18 protein-coding genes are annotated in these 19895 nt (G+C 66.6%); 12 read left to right on the top strand and 6 right to left on the bottom strand.

What is annotated here, in order from left to right; all coding sequences use genetic code 11:
• Positions 1-48: 48 nt before the first annotated feature.
• The 5 genes from mptB (FHX47_RS03330) to aceE all read left to right on the top strand — a co-directional run bounded on the left by mptB (FHX47_RS03330) (position 49) and on the right by aceE (position 8576).
• A complete protein-coding gene (mptB, locus tag FHX47_RS03330; RefSeq protein ID WP_183357437.1) occupies positions 49-1689 on the top strand; it encodes a polyprenol phosphomannose-dependent alpha 1,6 mannosyltransferase MptB in 1641 nt (546 codons plus the stop codon).
• Entirely contained in the window at positions 1682-3343 is a 1662-nt protein-coding gene (mptB, locus tag FHX47_RS03325; protein ID WP_183357436.1) for a polyprenol phosphomannose-dependent alpha 1,6 mannosyltransferase MptB, read from the top strand. Before mptB (FHX47_RS03330) ends, mptB (FHX47_RS03325) begins: the two co-directional genes overlap by 8 nt.
• Positions 3344-3345: 2 nt before the next feature.
• Entirely contained in the window at positions 3346-4692 is a 1347-nt protein-coding gene (locus tag FHX47_RS03320) for a glycosyltransferase family 87 protein (RefSeq protein WP_343064281.1), read from the top strand.
• 12 nt (positions 4693-4704) lie between these two features.
• Positions 4705-5682 carry an AEC family transporter gene (locus FHX47_RS03315; RefSeq protein WP_183357434.1) on the top strand — a complete coding sequence of 326 codons (978 nt, stop codon included), beginning with the start codon at positions 4705-4707 and terminating at the stop codon, positions 5680-5682.
• A gap of 95 nt (positions 5683-5777) precedes the next feature.
• On the top strand, positions 5778-8576 hold the full coding sequence (gene aceE / locus FHX47_RS03310; protein ID WP_221205966.1) for a pyruvate dehydrogenase (acetyl-transferring), homodimeric type: 2799 nt from the start codon (positions 5778-5780) through the stop codon (positions 8574-8576).
• 13 nt (positions 8577-8589) lie between these two features.
• Here aceE and FHX47_RS03305 read toward each other — a convergent pair whose 3' ends face one another.
• From FHX47_RS03305 to FHX47_RS03285, 5 genes are read right to left on the bottom strand one after another with little or no spacing between them, the layout of a single operon-like run.
• On the bottom strand, positions 8590-9123 hold the full coding sequence (locus FHX47_RS03305) for a DUF488 domain-containing protein (RefSeq protein ID WP_183357433.1): 534 nt from the start codon (positions 9121-9123) through the stop codon (positions 8590-8592).
• Positions 9116-9796, bottom strand: a complete 681-nt coding sequence (locus tag FHX47_RS03300; protein WP_183357432.1) for a class I SAM-dependent methyltransferase — start codon at positions 9794-9796, stop codon at positions 9116-9118. The genes FHX47_RS03305 and FHX47_RS03300 overlap by 8 nt, the downstream gene beginning before the upstream one ends.
• Before the next feature lie 39 nt (positions 9797-9835).
• Positions 9836-10420 (bottom strand): sugar O-acetyltransferase, encoded by a 585-nt coding sequence (locus FHX47_RS03295; RefSeq protein ID WP_183357431.1) that lies wholly within the window; start codon positions 10418-10420, stop codon positions 9836-9838.
• 18 nt (positions 10421-10438) lie between these two features.
• Positions 10439-10822, bottom strand: a complete 384-nt coding sequence (locus FHX47_RS03290; RefSeq protein ID WP_183357430.1) for a PIN domain-containing protein — start codon at positions 10820-10822, stop codon at positions 10439-10441.
• Positions 10819-11040 (bottom strand): antitoxin, encoded by a 222-nt coding sequence (locus FHX47_RS03285; RefSeq protein ID WP_183357429.1) that lies wholly within the window; start codon positions 11038-11040, stop codon positions 10819-10821. The genes FHX47_RS03290 and FHX47_RS03285 overlap by 4 nt, the downstream gene beginning before the upstream one ends.
• 99 nt (positions 11041-11139) lie before the next feature.
• Between FHX47_RS03285 and FHX47_RS03280 the strand changes: the two genes are divergently transcribed.
• The 6 genes from FHX47_RS03280 to thiD all read left to right on the top strand — a co-directional run bounded on the left by FHX47_RS03280 (position 11140) and on the right by thiD (position 18330).
• The gene (locus FHX47_RS03280; protein ID WP_183357428.1) at positions 11140-11877 is read left to right on the top strand and encodes a PIG-L deacetylase family protein; all 738 of its coding nucleotides are present in this window, start codon (positions 11140-11142) and stop codon (positions 11875-11877) included.
• A gap of 68 nt (positions 11878-11945) precedes the next feature.
• Positions 11946-13205, top strand: coding sequence for a chromate efflux transporter (chrA, locus tag FHX47_RS03275; RefSeq protein WP_183357427.1), 1260 nt, complete (start codon positions 11946-11948; stop codon positions 13203-13205).
• A 91-nt stretch (positions 13206-13296) separates the two neighbouring features.
• The gene (locus tag FHX47_RS03270; RefSeq protein WP_183357426.1) at positions 13297-14343 is read left to right on the top strand and encodes an LLM class flavin-dependent oxidoreductase; all 1047 of its coding nucleotides are present in this window, start codon (positions 13297-13299) and stop codon (positions 14341-14343) included.
• Positions 14344-14422: 79 nt separating this feature from the next.
• Entirely contained in the window at positions 14423-15553 is a 1131-nt protein-coding gene (locus tag FHX47_RS03265) for a DUF418 domain-containing protein (RefSeq protein ID WP_183357425.1), read from the top strand.
• Positions 15554-15559: 6 nt separating this feature from the next.
• Positions 15560-17269: a gamma-glutamyltransferase gene (locus FHX47_RS03260; protein WP_183357424.1), complete on the top strand. Its 1710-nt coding sequence runs from the start codon at positions 15560-15562 to the stop codon at positions 17267-17269.
• A 137-nt stretch (positions 17270-17406) separates the two neighbouring features.
• Positions 17407-18330 (top strand): bifunctional hydroxymethylpyrimidine kinase/phosphomethylpyrimidine kinase, encoded by a 924-nt coding sequence (gene thiD, locus FHX47_RS03255; RefSeq protein ID WP_183357423.1) that lies wholly within the window; start codon positions 17407-17409, stop codon positions 18328-18330.
• Here thiD and FHX47_RS03250 read toward each other — a convergent pair.
• A complete protein-coding gene (locus tag FHX47_RS03250; protein ID WP_183357422.1) occupies positions 18302-19162 on the bottom strand; it encodes a GTP pyrophosphokinase in 861 nt (286 codons plus the stop codon). The two genes, thiD and FHX47_RS03250, sit on opposite strands and share 29 nt — an antisense overlap.
• A gap of 470 nt (positions 19163-19632) precedes the next feature.
• On the opposite strand from FHX47_RS03250, the gene nrdH reads away from it, so the two are divergent.
• Positions 19633-19884 (top strand): glutaredoxin-like protein NrdH, encoded by a 252-nt coding sequence (nrdH, locus tag FHX47_RS03245; RefSeq protein ID WP_183357421.1) that lies wholly within the window; start codon positions 19633-19635, stop codon positions 19882-19884.
• The last annotated feature ends 11 nt before the right edge of the window (positions 19885-19895 follow it).

Genomic DNA, 19895 nt, shown 5'->3' with positions numbered 1-19895 from the left:
CCCTACCCGGCTGAGGAAGATGTCGCCGGGGCCGGTAAACTCTGCTCAATGACCACGCAGCGCACCCGGGCCACCGGCCCCATCGTCGAGGGCCTGATCGGATCACTGATGATCCTTCTGGGCTCCTTCGGCGTCGGCTGGTTGGTCTCCATCTCATCCATCGCCCGCTGGGAATGGGTGATCCGGCTGCGCACCGAAGCCGACGGGGTCATCTTCTCCACCATCGTGCTGACCCTGGGGTGCTGGGTCATGTTCCGCGCCTGGCTGCGGCTGGGTCGCCACCTGCGCGGCCCGGACAACGAGGGCCCGTGGTCGCAGGGGACCCTGCGCACGGTCAACATCGCCACGGCCGTCTGGGCGGCACCGCAGCTGCTGGTGGTCCCGATCTTCTCCCGCGACGTCTTCGCCTACCTCAACCAGGGTCGGCTGGTGCTGGCTGGTGAGGACCCCTACACCACCGGGGTCTCGGCCCTGGAGAACTGGTTCCACCTGGGAACCGACGTGGCCTGGGCCCAGGATGAGACCCCCTATGGGCCCCTGTTCCTCTGGCTGGAGGCCGCTGTCATGGGCGCCTCCGGAGACAATCCGGACCTGGCCATCTTCCTGTTCCGCCTGGCGTGCGTGGCGGGGGTGGTGATGATCATGTACTGGGTCCCCAAACTCGCCCGGCTGCACGGGGTCGACGGCGCCCGCGCCCAGTGGATCACCGTGGCCAACCCGCTGCTGATCATCAGCTTCATCTCCAGCGCCCACAATGACGCACTGATGGTCGGCTTCGCGCTGGCCGGCATCTGGTCAGCCGCCCACAGCAGGGGAGTCCTCGCCACCTTACTGGTGGTGATCTCCATCGGCATCAAACCCATCACCATGGTGATCCTGCCCTTCATCGCGCTGCTGTGGGCCGGGCCCGGCTCCTCGTGGGGACGAAAGTTCCAGTACTGGTTCTACACCGCCGCCATCGCCGGGGCGGTGCTGCTGGCCGTGGGTTTCATACAGGGCTACGGCTTCGGCTGGCTCTCGGTCATGGCCGGCACCGGCACCGGCGCGACCTTCTGGTCCCCGCTGGCCATCGTCAACGGCTGGCTCTCCACCGTTCTGGGCGCCTTCGGGGTCCCCACCTACTGGAGCTTGGACACGGTGCGGCTCATCGGTCGGATTCTCAGTGTGCTGGTGGTGATCTACCTGATGTTCCGCGGCCCCGACACGCGCATCGTCCGGCGCCTGATGTGGGCCTTCACCGCCCTGGTGGTGCTCTCGCCGATCATCCAACCCTGGTACCTGCTGTGGCTGCTGCCGCTGTTCGCGGTCACTGGGATCCGGCGTAACTGGGAGTTCAAATGGGTGGCCTTCACGGTCGCGTTCTTCCTCGCCTTCGGTGCCGCTGACCAGCTCTCCCTCCATCAGTTCCTGGAGCTGGAGGGGCAGATGGCGGCCCTGTCGATGACGGTCTCCTGGACCTGCATCGCTCTGCTGGCCCTGGTGGACCCCAGCACCCGCTGGGTGGTGTGGAATCGTTGGCAGCTGCCCCGGCTGAACCTGCGCTGGCCCTGGAGCTCCAAGGCTGCCGAACCAGAGCCGCCGCTGTCCACCTCCCAGTTGCATGCGGTCACCGGTGAGAACCACACCCCCCACCGCGACGACGACGCCGCACCTGACGACGACAGCCCAAGGCAGGCCCCCGGTGACTGAACCCATCCGGCCGACTGCCAGCAACCCCATCAGCGCCGCCGCAGAGTCGCTGCGTGAGTTCCTGGGTCGGTTCCGGGCCACCTCGTGGCTCATCGGTGGGCCCGAAGGGGCGGTTTCGCATACTCTGCGCCAGGGACTGCTGGCCTCCCTGATGATCATGGTCGGCTCCTGGGGTGTGGGATACCTGGTCATGGCCCCCAGTTCCTGGCTTGCGGTGAACCCGGCCCTGGTGCCGCTGCGCACCACCACCGGTGGCGTCGTCACCTGCGCAGTGCTGCTGGCGATCGGCGCGCTGCTGCTGCTGCGTTCCTGGCTGCGCCTGGCTCAGCGGGTGAGCAGCTGGGACGCCTCCAGTGTGTCGGTGATGCGCCGGGCGGTGTTCATGTGGGGCGCCCCGCTGCTGCTGTGCTTTCCGATCTTCTCCCAGGACGTCTTCTCCTACTGGGCTCAGGGCGGGCTGCTGCACGCTCAACAGAACCCCTACGAGGCCGGCGTCTCGGGGCTGCCGGGATGGTTCGCCGTCGGCGCCGACGAACAGTGGGCCGAATCCCCCTCACCCTACGGTCCGCTGTTTTTGGTCTTCGCCCAGGGAGTCTGGTTCCTCTCCCAAGGTATTCCAGAGGTTGCCGTTCTGGCCTTCCGCATGCTGGCCGTGCTGGGGGTTGCGCTGATGCTGGTGGTCATTCCGCTGCTGGCTCGGACCTTCGGGTCGCAGCCGGGCTGGGCGCTCTGGCTGTGTCTGCTCAACCCCCTGAGCCTGATCGTCTTCATCCCCGCTGCGCACAACGATGCGCTGATGATTGGTCTCATCCTGACCGGAGTCTGGTACGCGGTACGAGGGCGGCGACTGGCGGCGGTGCTGCTGCTGGTGGGCGCGGTGGCGATCAAACCCATCGCCATGGTGGTGCTTCCCTTCGTGGTGCTGCTGACCCTGAAAGACACCTCCAGCTACCTGCTGCGCCTGCGCGAATGGGCCTTCGCCACCCTGATCGCGGTGCTGCTGCTGGGCGGCGGGGGATGGCTGCTGGGCGTGGGGGTCGGGTGGTTCACCGCAGCGTTGGGGGCCGGCTCGGCGATTCTGCAGGGCGCCCCGATCGGGCTGGCCGGGCTGGGAATCGGCCACGCCGCTGAAGCGCTCTCCGGGGTCAACGCCGAGACGGTCGCCTCCTGGGTCTATGCCGCAGCACGCATCGGCTCCGCAGTGGTGCTGGGGGTGCTGCTGCTGTGGCCACGTTTGGGCAACCCTGTGCTGTGGGCCGGCTACGGGCTCACGGCAGTGGTGCTGGCCTCCTCCATCATCCAGCCGTGGTACCTGCTGTGGGTCCTTCCGCTGTTCGCGGTGGTCCATGTCTACCGCGGCCGTGCCCTGGTGGGGGTGATCCTGCTGCTGACCGTGCTGACGCTGCTGCCGATGATCGGTCAGCTCTCGGTGGCCCAGTGGATGGACACGCTGCTGGTCCAGGCCATCGTCATCGCGGTGGCCGCCCTCTATCTGATCTATATTATGTTCTTTGACCCCAACACCACCACCCTGTTCAGCGTCAAACGCGTTTCCCAGCGATGGAACGCCGCCCAGGGGTGGCAGAGCCTGAAAGAGCTGCCCAAGCCCCAGACCTCCTGGGCGGCGGAGAACATCTACCAGAAAGCCCGGTGAGCGTGAGCCCTCGAAACTCCCTGCGCCTGAGCCCCAAGCAGCTGGGCGTGCTGCTGGCAGCCACAGTGGTGGGTGCGCTGCTCTCACTGCTGGCGGTCCAATGGTGCCGCGTCAACGGGTGGACCGACCCTGGCCAGCACATCCACATGTGCTATTCGGACGTCTCCCTGCTGTTCGCCGAACGTGGCCTGGCTGAGGGTCTCTTCCCCTTTGTCGACGACGTCGCGCCCGACCAAGTCATGGAGTACCCGGTGCTGCTGGTCCTGGTCGCCGGCGCACTGGCCGCCCTGGTGCCCGGTGAGGGGTTGGACGCTGAACGGGTGCTGGCCTTCTACGACCTCAACCATCTGGCCGTGGTGGCCTGCTGGCTGGCAGTGGTGATCATCACCGCACTGTCCACCGCCGGATCCCGACGACGCGACGCGCTGCTGGTGGCCCTGGCTCCGGGCATCATCCTGACCATCTCCATCAACTGGGACATGTGGGCAGTGTTCCTGGGCGGATTCGCGCTCCTGCTGTGGGGCCGGGGCCGCAGCGTGTGGGCCGGCATCCTGCTGGGCCTGGGGGCGGCGATGAAGCTCTACCCGCTCTTCTTCCTGGGTGCGATCCTGGTGCTGTGCGTCCGCGCCGGGCGGCTGCGGTCCCTGGTCGCCGTCGTCGTCTCTGGGGCGGGGGCCTGGCTGGTGGTCAACCTGCCGTTCATGCTCACCCAGTTCGAGCAGTGGTCGACCTTCTACCGGTTCTCCTCCGAACGGGAGGTCAGCTTCTCCTCCATGTGGCTGGCCTTCCAGTGGCTGCCGCTGGACGGGGAAGGGTTCTCGCTGCTCTCCAACGGGCTGTTCCTGCTGTGCTGCTTAGGCATCGCCTACCTGGGATGGGCGGCCCCGCAGCGGCCACGGATGGCTCAGCTGTGCTTTTTGATCGTGGCCAGCTTCATCCTGCTGGGCAAGGTCTACTCCCCGCAGTTCGTCATTTGGCTGATCCCGCTGGTGGTGCTGGCCCACCCGAGGCTGCGAGTGTTCCTCATCTGGCAGGCCGCTGAGGTCTTCCACTGGGCCGCAGTGTGGATGATGAGCGCGAAGATCACTTCCGGTGGGACCTTCGGGGAGGGCCACTACGTCATCGAGGCCGCCTACGGTCTGGGCATCGTGGCCCACATGGCCGCGGTGATCTGGATCATGGTGCTGGTGGTCAGAGACATCCTGAACCCCCAGCACGACACCGTTCGTACCGCCCACATGCACGACGGCGGCAGCGGGGATCCGCTGGGCGGTCACCTCGGCCCACACCCGGACGCGTTCACGCTGCCGGGACTGGGGGCACGCCGCCGCACCTCCATCAGTTGGTAGGGGCGCACCCGCATGCTTGAGATGCTCAGCGTCGTCGCGCCGCTGTTTCTGATCATCCTGCTGGGGTTCGCCGCCGGCTTTGCCCGGCGCTTCCGCGAGGCGTCGCCGTATCTGAACGGTTTCGTCTTCTACTTCGCGCTGCCGACCTTCCTGTTCTCCGCGATGACCCAGGCCCCCGCCGTCGACTCCGTGCCGTGGGCGATGCCGCTGATCGTGCTCACGGTGACCCCGGCGCTGTCGATCGGACTGTACTACCTGTGCCGGGGGATCGGCGGGCCGACCCGAGCCGGTGCTGCGCCGACCTCGCTGGCGGGGACCTTCGGCAACGTCGGCTACTTCGGCATCCCCATCTCCATCGGGGTGCTGGGGCCCGAGGCCGGACTGGCGGCAGGGCTGGTGCATGTGGTGCACAACGTGTTCTACATGAACGGCTACCCGCTGGTGCGCACTGTGGTGAGCACCGGTGAGGAAGGCGGCCGCTCCCGCAGCGTCGCTGCGCTGTGGCGCACCCGCATCTGGCCGGTGCTGCGCCGCGGAGTGCTGATGAACCCGATGTTCGCCGCCATCGCCGTGGCGCTGGTGGTCGCCTTCGGAGACTTCAGCCTGCCGCCGCTGATCGAGGAGCCGGTCACCCTGATGGGGGACACTGCGGTGCCGCTGGCGCTGTTCTGCATCGGGCTGGCGCTGCACCCGGCGCTGGAGGGGGTGCGCAGCGGGGGAGTGACCCTCAGCCCGATCGCCCTGGGGACCACGGTGAAGCTGCTGGTGCTGCCGGTGCTCACCTGGGCCGCAACGTTGCTGTTCTACGATCAGCTGGGCCCGGTCTGGGCGGGCACGCTGATCATCATGGCGGCCACACCCTCATCCACGACCGCCTTCCTGTTCAGCTCGGAGTACGACGGCGACGGCCGGCTGGCCGCAGCCATTCTGGTGGCCAGCACCGGGCTGTCGCTCATTACCCTGCCGCTGGCGGCAGAAGTCCTGCTGTGAAGCGGACCCTTCTGTCCTTCACCCCTGGCGACTAGGCTCGGCATCAGAGCCTGGACGGTGTCCGGGGATACGGCAGCGACAGGAGGCAGTGAGCGATGAGTGAGAGATCCTCTGGCGAAGACTCTGAGATGACAGACTCTGGAATCACAGACTCTGGGGTCGCAGACTCACCCGGCGTCGTCGGTGCTAATGCTCTGGGTCATCTGCCCGACAGTGATCCGGAGGAGACCCAAGAGTGGGTGGAGTCGCTCGACGGGCTGGTTGAGAAGGACCGCGATCGGGCGCGGCTGACGCTGATGCGCCTGCTCGCCCGTGCCCGCAGCCACCAGTTGGAGGTCTCAGGACCGACGAGCACTGACTACGTCAACACCATCGCCCCCGACCAGGAGCCGCAGTTTCCCGGTGATGAGCACACTGAGCGGCGGATCCGTGCCTTCATCCGGTGGAACGCCGCGGTGATGGTCGCCCGCGCCAACCGCCCCGAGATCGGGGTCGGCGGACACATCGCCTCCTACGCTTCGGCGGCCAGCCTCTACGAAGTCGGCTTCAACCATTTCTTCGCAGGCCGGGACAACAACCGGTCCGGCGACCAGGTCTTCTTTCAGGGTCATGCCTCCCCGGGCATCTACGCCCGGGCCTATCTGGAAGGTCACCTCAGTCAGGAGCAGCTGGACGGCTTCCGCCAGGAGATCTCCCACCCCGGCGGCGGGCTGCCCTCCTATCCGCACCCGCGCATGATGCCCGACTTCTGGGAGTTTCCCAGCGTGGTGATGGGACTGAGCCCGCTGACATCGATCTACCAGGCGCGCTTCAACCGGTACCTGCGTGGTCGAGACATCGCCGACACCGGTGATTCCCATGTGTGGGCCTTCCTCGGCGACGGGGAGATGGCGGAGCCGGAGTCGACCGGTCAGATCGAGCTGGCCGGCCGTGAGGGCCTGGACAATCTGACCTTCGTCATCAACTGCAACCTGCAGCAGCTCGACGGGCCGGTGCGCGGCAACGGCAAGATCATCCAGGATCTGGAGGCCCAGTTCCGCGGTGCCGGATGGAACGTCATCAAGGTGGTCTGGGGTCGCGATTGGGACCCGCTCTTCGCCGAGGATGACGACGGAGTGCTCATCGACGCGATGAACGCGACCCCGGACGGGCAGTTTCAGACCTACTCCTCGGAATCCGGCGACTATATCCGCGAGCACTTCTTCGGCCGCGACTCCCGGCTGGCGGCCATGGTCGAGGACCTCTCCGACGAGGACCTGGAGCTGCTCTCCCGGGGCGGCCACGACTACCGCAAGGTCTATGCCGCCTTCCGCGCCGCCCGCGAACACGTGGGACAGCCCACGGTCATCCTGGCCCACACCGTCAAGGGATGGACGCTGGGCCCTGATTTCGAGGCCCGCAACGCGACCCACCAGATGAAGAGCCTCAGCGAGTCCGAGCTGAAGCGCTTCCGTGACCGGCTGCGGCTGCCGATCTCCGACGAGGCCCTGGAGGAGGAGCTGCCGCCCTACTATCACCCCGGCCACGATTCGGAGGAGATGGAATACCTGCACCGGCGCCGGCAGGAGCTGGGCGGTTATCTTCCGCGGCGACGCGTGGACCCACAACCGCTGACGCTGCCCGACGACGACGCCTACCAGGACCTGCGGGACGGGTCGGGATCCAACTCCATCGCCACGACGATGGCATTTGTGCGACTTCTGCAGACACTGCTGAAGGACGAGTCCATCGGCGAGCGCTTTGTGCCGATCATCCCCGACGAAGCGCGCACCTTCGGCATGGACTCCCTGTTTCCCAAGTCCAAGATCTACTCGCCGGCGGGGATGACCTATGAGGCGGTCGACCGGGACAAGCTGCTGTCCTGGCAGGAGTCAACCAGCGGCCAAATGCTGCACGAGGGCATCACGGAGGCTGGGTCGATGGGCTCGGCCATCGCAGCCGGCTCCTCCTACGCCACCCACGGGGAGCCGATGATCCCGGTCTATGTCTTCTATTCGATGTTCGGCTTCCAGCACACCGGCTCGCTGATGTGGGCGATGGCCGACCAGCTGGCCCGCGGCTTCCTCATCGGAGCCACCGCCGGCCGCACCTCGCTCAACGGTGAGGGGCTGCAGCACCAGGACGGACAGTCGCCACTGCTGGCCTCGGCCAATCCCGCCTGCGTGCACTACGACCCGGCCTTCGGCTTCGAGATCGCCCACATCGTCCGCGACGGGCTGCAGCGCATGTACGGCAGCACCGAGCAGCACCCGCAGGGGGAGGACGTCTTCTACTACCTCACCCTCTACAACGACCCCTACCCGCAGCCGCCCGAACCGCAGACCGACACGGCCCAGCTGAATGAGCAGATTCTGCGCGGACTCTACCGCTACCAGGACGCTCCGGCAGCCGATGAGGGCTCAAGCGACGGCGACCGGGCACGCCCCGGGGCACAGATCCTGGCATCGGGGGTTGCTATGCCCTGGGCTGCTGAGGCGCAGCGGCTGCTGGCCGAGGAGTGGGGCGTGGCCGCAGACCTCTGGTCGGCGACCTCCTGGAACGAGCTGCGCCGGGAGGCGATGGCCTGCGATGAGGCGAACAGGCTGCACCCCGGGTCAGAGCAGCGCGTCCCCTACGTGAGCCGCGCGCTGAGTGAGCGGGGCGGGCCCGTGGTCGCGGTCAGCGACTTCATGCGGGCCGTGCCGGATCAGATCGCACCCTGGGTCACCGAGGACTACACGTCGTTGGGCACCGACGGCTTCGGCCGGTCAGATACTCGCCCCACGCTGCGGCGGTACTACGGCGTGGATGCGCAGAGCATCGTGGTGGCAGTGCTGTCGCTGCTGGCCGACCGCGACGAGGTCGAGCAGGACACCGTCCAGCGCGCGATCGATCGGTACCAGCTGGGGGACTAGCACCTCACCATCCTCAGGCGGGGGCAGGGTATGTCACACCGCCGGAGCCGATCACAGCTCCTGGGCTCAGCTGCGCCGCACTGAGCTGACCGGGTCCCAGAATGTGCTGCACCGCTTCGTTGCGGGCCAGCAGATGATCGGCGATGATCCGCCTGTGGCACCGCCACCACACCGCCTCGGAACACATCAGGGCCACGCGCTGGGCCTGCCCCCACTCGCGCAGCCGGCCGAGATCACCGGCGAACTCATCGGAGAGCGCATGGTCGGCATAGTTGTGGAAGCTGCGGTTCTGCCACCATGCATTTGTCTCGAACGGCACGGTCCTGCTCACCCGGCGGCGCCCCGCCAGGCCTTCCGCGCGGCGATATCCCACCTCGGCCTCGGCAAGGGACCGGCAGAGCGCATCCTGATCGAAGTGCGGATACCGCCTCGATCCCGGAAGACGCCGAACATCAACGATCAGCTCGACACCGCTGCTGCCCAGCAGATCGAGGAACTCGACCAGCGATCGGGTCGAGTGCCCGATCGTCAAGAACGGCTCAGGCATTCAACGTCTGCTCTGACTCAGCGGACTGGTGCGGGTGAGCCTGCCGCAGCACCGCCACGAGAAAGTCTGCCTGCTCATCAAATGGCCGCAGGTCCCAGGTGGACAGCAGCAGGTCAGCCACCAGGCCCCCGGCGCGGGCATCGTCGAGGAAATCCTCCACGTCGTAGCCGCGTGCAGTGCCGAAGCCGATCGCGAGGCGCCCGGTCCCATTGAGGTGAGCAGCCATGCGCCGCAGCACCTCCCGACGCGTGCTGGGCGCGAGGAAGGTCATCACATTGCCGGCGCTGAGGATCACGTCAAACCCCTCGGTGATCCCGCGGGAGGGCAGGTCCAGCTCCGCAAGGTCCCCCACAAGCCATGTGGGGCCGGGAAAGTCCTCCTCAGCGGCAGCAATGAGCACCGGATCCACATCCACGCCGACCACATGGTGGCCCTGCCGTCCGAGGTAGCCGCCGTGGCGACCCGGCCCGCAGCCTGCGTCCAAGATCCGCGCGCCGCGCGGCGCCATAGCATCGACGAACCGGGCCTCACCGACCAGATCCGCGCCCTCGGCGGCCAGCCGCCGAAACCGCTGGATGTACCAGGTGGAATGATCAGGGTCCTTAGTGGTGATCTCCACCCACTTGCTCTGCTCTGGTCTGCTCTGCTCATCCGGCCTGCTCTGTTCAGTCATAGCCCCATCATGCCTGAGGGATGCGACGAGGTGGCTGTGCTAGATGTTCTGCCGGATCACCTGGGCCGGATTTCCCACCGCGACCACCTGGGCGGGGATGTCCTTGGTGACCACGGCCCCGGCACCGATGACTGAGTTCTTCCCGATGGTGACCCCGGGGCAGATGGTCACACCCCCGCCGAGCCACACGTTCTGCTCAAGGGTGATGGGTGCTGAGCCTTCGACCTTGTCCCGGCGGGCTGTGGGCTCCACCGGGTGGGTGGCGGTGAGCAGCTGCACACCCGGGCCGATCTGGCAGTCGTCGCCGATGCGGATGCGGGCGACGTCGACGGCGATCAGGCCCCAGTTGATGAACACCCGCTCACCCAAGCTGATGTGGAAGCCGTAGTCGGCCTGCACCGGGGCACGAACGTGGGTCTCGGCACCGAAGCTGCCGAAGACGTCTGCTGCCAGGGTCTGGCTGCCGTCGGGATCGGTCTGGTAGGCCTGGTTGAATGCGGCGGTGCGCTGGGCCGCCTCGGCTTGGGCGGCGGTGATCTGGGGATCATCGGAGATGTAGCCGTCGCCGGCGATCATCCGCTCATAGTTGGATCGCGGGTCACCAGCGAAGTAATCAGAACTCATGGGCTCCCAGCCTAATATCTAGCGGGGCACCACCGTCACCGGGCAGCTGATGCCGGGAGCGCGACTGATCCGCGCATCTGCCGTGACCAGCACGCAGTTGAGCTCTTCGGCAAGCGCGACGTATCCGGCGTCGTTGGCAGAGAGATTGTCCCGAAGTTCCCATACGCGTTCAAGGACGCCATGAGTGCCGTACCGAGTGATGCCCAGCCGACGCCAGGTATCCAACGTTGCCCAACCGCTGTCGGTGGACAAACGACCAGTGCTGACGAGTCGGCGCAGGCCACTGGTGACCTCTGAATCGATGAGATGAGGTGCGTGCAGCTGTTCGCGCGTCATGTGATCGCGAGCCGATCCGGCGTTCAGCAACGCCGACAGGGCTGCCGAGGCGTCCAGGACGATCACCTCTCGGCGCGCTCCTGCTCAACGGCCTCGACAATCACGGGAACCCCAATGTCCAGGTCCGGAAGTCTGCCCATCAGCGCAGGGTTGTCAGCCCGACGAGTTACCTCGGCAAGTTCACGAACAGCAACGCTGCTGACCGAGGCGCCGTAGTGATCGGCGAGGCGCTGAAGTCTCCGTGCCACATCATCAGGCACATTTCGCAGATACAGGGTCTTCATGTTTCATAATGCTAGCATCAGCGTGGCGTTGTGACCAGATTCCGAGCCGGTGTCGGGATGGCCCTTCTGCAAAGTCGCCAACCGTGCTGTGATGAGTGCATGAGCTCACCGACCCTGCCGTTCTTCGACGACACCGATGTGGAACGTGTGCTGTGCGTCGTCGCTCACCCCGATGATATGGAGTACGGGGCCTCAGCCGCCGTGGCCCGGTGGACCTCGCTGGGCGTGCGGGTCTCCTATCTGCTGCTCACGGCCGGGGAGGCGGGTATGCGCAGCCGCCCGCCGCAGGAGGTCGGCCCGCTGCGGGCAGCCGAGCAGCGTGCCGCCTGCGCCGCGGTCGGGGTGGAGGATCTGACCATTCTGGACCTGCCCGACGGCACCCTGGAAGCCTCGCTGCAGACCCGGAAGCACATCACCCGTCACATCCGCAGGACGAGGCCGGATGTGGTCATCACCCAGCCCTGGGAGCTGCAGGTCGATTGGGGGCTCAATCACGCTGACCACCGGGCGGCGGGCCTGGCCACAGTGGACGCGATGCGCGACGCCGACAACCCCTGGGTCTTCACCGACCTGCTCACCGAGGAGGGCCTGGATCCGTGGGGCGCACAGTGGCTGCTGGTGCCCGGCAGCCCAGCGCCGGATCAGCTCATCGACGTCTCCGGAAAGCCGCTGCAGCAGGCGGTGGAATCGTTGGAGGCCCACGCAGAGTACCTGGCTGAACTCGGCGGCGACTTCAGCCCGGCGGCCATGCTGGAGGAGATCACCGCCTCGGCCGCGCGGCAGAGCAGCCTGCCCCAAGTCAGTCACGCCCTGGCGGTCCAAGCCCACCGGATGTAACCCAAGCCGGCATGCGGTTCGAGGACAGTTTGCCAAACGTTCACGTGCGCGTGGTCTGATGGTGCATCGTGAGCCGCCCGACGCCGAACACCCATGATCAGCGCCCCGGAACCATCGCGGAGGTCTTCTGGATCTTTCTGCGCCTGGGCCTGACCAGCTTCGGCGGTCCCGTGGCCCACCTGGCCTACTTCCGTGAAGCCTTCGTCGAGCGCCGCCGATGGCTCACCGAGAAGGCCTATGCCGACCTGATCGCCCTGTGCCAGTTTCTGCCCGGTCCCGCCTCCTCGCAGGTGGGCATGGCACTGGGGCTGCAGCGCGCGGGTTTCGGCGGCATGCTGGCCGCCTGGTTCGCCTTCACCATGCCCTCGGTGATCCTGCTGGTGGGCTTCGCCTACAGCCTCACCTGGGCCGGTGACCTCTCCGAAGCCGGCTGGGTCCACGGGCTGAAGGCCGCCGCCGTCGCCGTGGTCGCCCACGCCGTGCTGGGGATGGCCCGGACTATGACCCCGGACGCGCCCCGGGCCACGATCGCCGCCGGCGCCGCCGTCGTCGTGCTGCTGGTGCCCCATCCCCTGGTGCTGGTGGCTGCCATTGCCGCCGCCGGACTCATCGGCCTGCTGTGGCTGCGCCCGGACACGGACCAGCCCGCACCCGAGGACGCCTTCACCGTGCCCATCCCCAAAGGGGTAGCCATCACCTGCGTGGCGCTCTTCTTCGCGCTGCTGGCGACTCTGCCCTTGTTGGCGGCGCTGACCGGCAGCACGGCGGCCTCCCTCGCCGACACGTTCTACCGCGCCGGAGCCCTGGTCTTCGGCGGCGGCCACGTGGTGCTGCCGCTGCTGGAGGCAGAGACTGTGCAGACCGGGCTGGTCGACGCCGACGTCTTCCTCGCCGGCTACGGCGCAGCCCAAGCCGTACCGGGTCCGCTGTTCACCTTCGCTGGGTTCCTGGGAGCATATCCGGGCGGTGCAGATCCCGCGGCAGCAGCCGCAGCCGGACCCGCATCACTGATGGGATTGGTCGGCGCAGTGATTGCCGTGCTGGCGATCTTCCTTCCCGGTGGGCTGCTGGTGGTGGGGTCCCTGCGCTTCTGGGAGTCGCTGCGCAGCAGCCCCACCGCGCGCCGGGCCATGTTGGGATTCAACGCCGCAGTGGTCGGCATCCTGGCGGCCGCGCTGTATGACCCGGTGTTCACCTCCGGGGTCATCGACGTCGGCGTCGAAGCCCTGGCAGTGGCCGTTGCGGCCTTCGTCGCACTGAACAAGTGGAGGGCGCCGGCCTGGGCGGTGGTCATCGCCGCCGGACTGGTGGGTTGGGTCATCCTCTGAGGCGGACTCTGGGAACGCCGCTCGGGGAATAAGTCTCTGACAATTACCGATATCTAACTGAGAGACTACTTCTGAGTATGGGAGACGCACTATGGAAATCGGCGCCTACAGCTTCGGCGACACTCCGCTGAACTCCGACGGCAGTCCACGGCCCACCGCTGAGGCGATCAGCAACCTGCATGAGGCGATCGTCCACGCCGACGCAGCAGGGTTGGACTACTTCGGCGTCGGCGAGCACCACACTCCCAGCATGCCGGCATCCTCGCCCGGTGCCACGATCGCCGCCGCGGCCGCCGCGACCAAGCAGATCACCCTGGGCAGCGCCTCGAGCATCATCAGCACCGATGACCCGGTACGGGTCTATCAGCAGTTCGCCACCGCTGACGCGATCTCCGGAGGCGGCCGTGTGGAGATCACCGCAGGCCGCGGCTCATCAGTGGAGACGTTTCCGCTGTTCGGCTACAGCCTGGAGGACTACGACCGGCTCTACGCAGAGAAGCTCGACCTGCTGATGGCGCTCAACGCAGCGGGAAACGAGTTCTTCAGCTGGTCGGGATCGGTGCGTCCGGACCTGGACAACCTGGCAGTGGTTCCCCGGCCTGTCGCCGGGACGCTGCCGATCTGGTTGGCCACCGGCGGCAACCCAGGCTCCTCAGCCCGCGCCGGAACGCTGGGACTGCCGGTCTCCTACGGCATCATCGGCGGAGCCCCACACCGGTTCGCCCCGCTGGCCGAGCTCTACCGGAAATCAGCCGCCCAGGCCGGCCACCGGCCGGACCAGGCAAAAGTATCAGTCGCCGCCATGGGCCTGGTGGCCCCCACTAAGGCCGAAGCCGTCGAACGCTTCTACCCCGGCTGGTACAACCTGAACGTGGAGATGGGCCAGCGCCGCGGGTGGCCGGAACCAGACCGCCGGGACTATCTGGCCCAGGCCGATGCCCCCGGCGCCTACTACATCGGGGACCCCGATGAGGTTGCGGAGCGCATCGTGGACCTGCACGGACACCTGGGTCACATGCGCCACTTCCTGCAGATGGACCTTGGCGGCCTTCCGCATGAGCATCTGATGGAATCGATCACCCTGCTGGCCACCGAAGTGAAACCCCGCGTCCAGCGCCTGCTGGAACGCAGCCGGTGAGCGCTGACCTGCAGCAGTGCCGCCGAGCGCGCACCCTGTTCAGCGAATCTCGGGATGAATTAGATACCATCTGCCTCTGATGGTCACAACGAAGCCCCGGGGGAGCGCGCGTCTGCACGCGCTCGACGTTGCCCGGGCGCTGGCGATCTTCGGCATGATCGTGGTGAACGTCGGCCCCTACACCACTGAGGGTCCGGCCTCGCTGATCATCCGGGCGCTCAATGGCCGGGCCTCGATCCTCTTCGTGGTGCTGGCCGGCATCGGGGTGACCTTTCTGGCCCGCCGTCCGTTCACCAAACGGGTCAGCCGCCGCTCCACGCTGCTCTGGCGCGGTCTGCTGCTGATGCTCATCGGTCTGGCGCTTCAGGTGTTCGATCACGGCGTCAACGTCATCCTGCCCACCTATGCCGCCCTGTTCATCCTGGCGGCCTTCGTGGTGCGACTGTCTATGCGGTGGCTCTTCTGGGCCGCAGTGGCCTCCACCTTCTTGGGCCCGGTCATCTGGATCCTGGTGCGCCAGCTCACCAACTTCCAGATAGACCCGGCCAGATTCGGCGACACCCCGCTGGAGCTGGTGACCGCCGTCGTGATCTCAGGGCCCTATCCGCTGGTGGTGTGGATAGCCCCCTTCATGCTGGGCGTCTGGGTCGGCAGGCAGCCGCTGGGAAACCCCACCGTGCAGCGGCGGCTGATCATCGGCGGCGCAGTGGCAAGTCTGGGTGCCTTCATCCTCTCCCGGATCCTGCTGGCGATCTTCGGCCACCCGGACCAGGGCGTGGTGGAGTGGGACAGGCTCTTCTCCAGCTTCGGTCACTCCCAGATGCCGCTGTGGGTGATCAGCGCATCCGGCACCGCGGCGCTGACCATCGGGGTGCTGCTGCGCCTGGTGCCCTCCGCCGGACGAGCGATCCGGCCGCTGATTGCTGTGGGGCAGATCCCGCTGACCGCCTACGCGGCGCATCTGATCATCATTGCGCTGCTGGTGCATCCGGGTCCCGAGACTCCGGCGATGGGCCTGCTGGTCAGCACGGTGATGATGGTGGCGATCGTGGCGTACTCTACCGTCTGGGTCGCCAATTTCCGCTATGGCCCGCTGGAGGCGCTGCTGCGCATGCCGCCCTCGTTCTTGAAGGTCTCCTACCAACCCCCGCAGCGGCACCGCCGCCGGCAGTACATCCGCCCCTACCCCCGCCACCCCAAGCGAGCGTGATCACTGATGCGAACCTCTCCACCCCCACGCACCACCCAGCTGGCTGCGGTGAGCCTCGCGGCCGCGCTGGCCCTGTCCTCCTGCGGCATCTTCGAGGAGCCGCCGCCACCGGCAGAGCCGGTTGAGGAGGGCGAGAGTGCCGCCCCGGGACAGGCGCAGCCCGAGGAGCCCAGCCCCGATGTGAGTGACTCGCAGAGCGCGACCTCCGAGGCTTCGGAGTCGGAACCGACCCTGGAGGGCCAGGGCATCAGCGCGGCACACCCCTTAGCGGTCGAGGCCGGCGAGCAGATCCTGGCGGACGGTGGCAACGCAGCCGACGCCGCGATCGCCACCGCCTTCGCCGTCTCGGTGGTGGAGCCGTTCGCCTCAGGCATCGGAGGCGGAGGCTCAGCCATCGTCGCCGGCTCTGACGGTGAACCGACCTTCTACGACTACCGGGAGGTGGTGAACAACGACGGCGAGATCCCCGAATCAGGCACCGGGATCCCCGGGTTCACCGCCGGCATGGGAAAGCTCCACGAAGACCACGGATCCATGGAGTGGGACCAGCTGCTGGCCCCGGCGAGGCAGCTGGCCGCCGGCGGGTTCAGCGTCAGTGAGTTCCTCGCCCTGCGGATGACCCAGCCCGGCGGTCCGGCAGCGGTCACCGAGCTGGATCACTACGCGCCCGGCGGGGAACCGTTGGGCGCAGGCGATCAGCTGGTGCAGCAGGAGCTGGCTGAGACCCTGCAGACTCTGCAGACCAACGGTGCTGAGGACTACTACACCGGAGAACTGTCCCAGAGCCTGGTCGAGACCGTCGAAGGAGTCGACGCCGAATCCTTAGCGGACTACGAGGTGATCGTCACCGACCCGGTCCGCGGGCAGTTCGGTGAGCGGGAGCTGATCGGCCCGCCGCCCTCGCTGCCCGGGGCGCCGACGATCCAGATGATGCAGATCGCCGAGGCCAACGGCATCGCAGATATGACACCGGGCTCCGCCGACTATGTGGACACCCTCTCCCAGGCCTGGCTGGTGGCCGAGGAGACGGTGATGACCGAGCTGGGCGACCCCAACTTCATTCAGGTTCCGGTCGATGAGATGACTGATGCTCAGCGCAATGCGGACATCGACCTCTCCGCCCACACTGCTGATCAGCCGGTGGCCGGCGACTCCAAGGCGCCCAACACCACGCACATCAGTGTGGTCGACGAGACCGGCATGGCGATCTCTATGACCAACACCATCATGTACTTCTGGGGCTCAGGAGAGAACGTCGACGGCTACTTTGTGAACAATCACCTCTCACGCTTCGACGCCATCGATTCTGCCGCCAATGAGCCCGAACCCGGCCGCCGCACTGTCACCTGGTCCAACCCGATGATGGTCTTCGACGCCGAAGGGCGTCCTGAACTGGTCATCGGCAGCCCCGGCGGCCACCAGATCCTCAACATCCTAGGAACAGTCTTCACCCAGTGGGGGCTGCAGGGTGCTGACCTGGAGTCCGCGGTGCAGTCCCCACGGTTCCGCGCTGAGGGCGAGACCCTCTACCTGGAGGCAAGCCACACGCCTGAGCAGGTCGCCTCGCTGCAGGATGCGGGGTGGAGCACCGAGATCTGGCCGAACGAGCAGTCCAGCTTCGGGTCGGTGCAGCCGATGGAGGTCGACTATGAGTCCGGTGAGCTGTACAGCGTCGACGATCACCGGCGCGACGGCGCCCACAGCATCCTGGACTGACCCGGCGTCGTCGAACGAGGCAGCACAGCGGTGATGCAGTAGCGTAGAGCCACAAGACGGGGTGCTTCAGCGCAGATCGCAGAGGCTGAGAACAGACCCGAAGAACCTGTGACGGTAATGCGTACGAAGGGACAGCAGTGACCACTGAGCGCACTATTGCGAACATTCTCTCCATCGCCGGAACCGACCCCACCGGCGGTGCTGGCATCCAGGCGGATCTGAAGAGCTTCTCCGCCCACGGCGGCTACGGCATGGCGGTGATCACCGCACTGGTGGCCCAGAACACCCTGGGGGTGCGCGAAATCCACGCCCCGCCCACAGACTTTCTGCGCGCTCAGCTGGAGGCCGTCACGGACGACGTCGCCGTCGACGCGGTGAAGGTCGGCATGCTGGGAAACGCCCAGATCGTTGAAACCGTGGCAGCCTGGTGGGATGAGACGTTCGGCCCCGGCGTCGACCAACCCGTCTCTAAGCGCGCGCCGGTGCTGGTGGTGGACCCGGTGATGGTGGCCACCAGTGGGGACCGACTGTTGGAGCGTGCCGCCGAGGACGCCCTGCAGGGGTTCCTGCACCGGGCTGACCTGCTGACTCCCAATGTGCCCGAACTGGCGCTGCTGGCCGGCGCCGAACCGGCGGCGACTCCCCAGGGGCTGATCACCCAGGCTGAGCTGGTCGCCGATGCTCATCAGGTGGTGATACTGGCCAAGGGTGGGCACCTGATCGCCGGTGACCGGGTCACCGACACCTTGGTCTTCCCCACCGCGCAGGGCCAGCGACCCCAGTCGGTGAGCGTCTCCTCACCGCGCATCCGGACGAAGAACACCCACGGCACCGGCTGCTCGGTCTCCGCGGCCCTGGCCACGCTGCGGGCCCAGGGGCGCAGCTGGGAATCCAGTCTGCGGATCGTCAAAGAGTGGATGACCCAGGCGCTGCGCGGGGCTGATCAGCTCCAGGTCGGCGCGGGGCAGGGTCCGGTGCACCACTTCGCGCAGATGTGGAGCAGCCCGGATCCAGACGGTGCAGCGCGCAGGCTCAGTTCAGCGGATGCCCTGAACGGTTGACGATCTCTTCCCAGCTGCTGGCCGGGGGGCGCTGGGAGGGCGTCGGACCGCTTCTTTCCGGGTCGGAGGAGGTGTCCTGTTTGCTCAGACCGGTGACTCGGTCACGGATTTCGGCCATCTGCTGGTCCAGGGCGTTGGCCTGGTCGGCGGCGTCGCGCAGGTCGTGGTGGATGTCTTCGGGAACTTCGCCCTGGTAGGTGTAGTAGATCTTGTGCTCCAGCGAGGCCCAGAAATCCATGGCGACAGTGCGGATCTGGGCCTCAACGAAGACGAACTCGGTCCGGTTGGACAGAAACACCGGCACCTGCAGGATCAGGTGCAGGCTTCGGTAGCCGTTGGGCTTGGGGGAGTGGATGTAGTCTTTGACCTCCACCACCTGAATATCGGGCTGGGAGGAGAGCATCTCGGCCACCCAGTAGGCATCGGAGACGAAGCTGGTGGTGACCCGCACCCCGGCGATGTCACGGATGGCTGAGCGGATCCCCTCCAGGGTGGGGTCGGAGCCATAGCGCTGGACCTTCTCCAGGATCCGCTCCAGGGGCTTCAACCGGTAGTTGACGTGCTCAATGGGGGAGTACTCACGAGTGTGCTCGAACTCCTCGCGCAGCACATTGATCTTGGTGAGCACCTCATCCATGCCGAACTTATAGTGCAGCTGAAACTCGGTGAGCTGGCGACGCATATCGATCAGCCGGTCCATATCAGAGGTGGAGCCGTTCTCATCGGCGCGGGTGTTCAGCTGGGCCAACAGTTGGCGATACAGGTCGCCGTCAGCCTGCTTCACAAGCTCGTCGGTTGGAATCTCCTCTGTTGGGCTGATCCCAGAGGCCATTGCTCTCTCCTACAGTCTCGTGCTTTCGCAGTGCGCCTGGGGCAGCGCACCAGCAGCGGTGCAGTGGTTCCCTACTGATTCTTCATTCTACCGGCTGGATCTGGGAAGACCCATGAGGTCGCCGTCGCACCACGTCAATCAGCAGAACAGACGCTGGAGGACAACACGCCGAGGCAGAACTGATTTTTCTGGGGATTGTCGCCCCCCGCCGGCTGTGGAGAACTGGCCGCGGATGCGCTGGTTCCGCGCGCTGATGCCGCTGTCGTCCTCCACAAGGGGTGTGCACATAAAGTGGAGAACTACATGGATGTCAGTACATCATCTTGTGGTTGGTGACTTGGCCGAACCCAAGATGTAGTATTGCTGTATCGGATCGGCCGCACCGAACAAGACGGCCACAGGGCCTTCATTCATCACGAGGCCACAGACACGATGTCAGTCGAAAGCAGACAACTCTTTAGGGGAGCAGCATGAGCGTCACCGTCTACACCAAGCCCGCCTGCGTGCAGTGCAACGCGACCTACCGCGCCCTGGACAAGAACGGGGTCACCTATAAGACCGTAGACATCTCTCAGGACGCCGAGGCCCTTGAGCGGGTCCGTGCGCTGGGCTACATGCAGGCCCCTGTGGTCATCACCGACTCCGAGCACTGGTCCGGCTTCCGCCCGGACAAGATCTCCGAGCTGGCCACAGGCGAGACAGCCCGCGCGGCTGTCGCCTGAACCACACCCAT

Source organism: Garicola koreensis, from assembly GCF_014195445.1.
GTDB classification, from domain to species: domain Bacteria; phylum Actinomycetota; class Actinomycetes; order Actinomycetales; family Micrococcaceae; genus Nesterenkonia; species Nesterenkonia koreensis.
The sequence above is the reverse complement of the archived record's forward strand: the minus strand, read 5'-3'. Positions and strand labels throughout refer to the sequence as shown.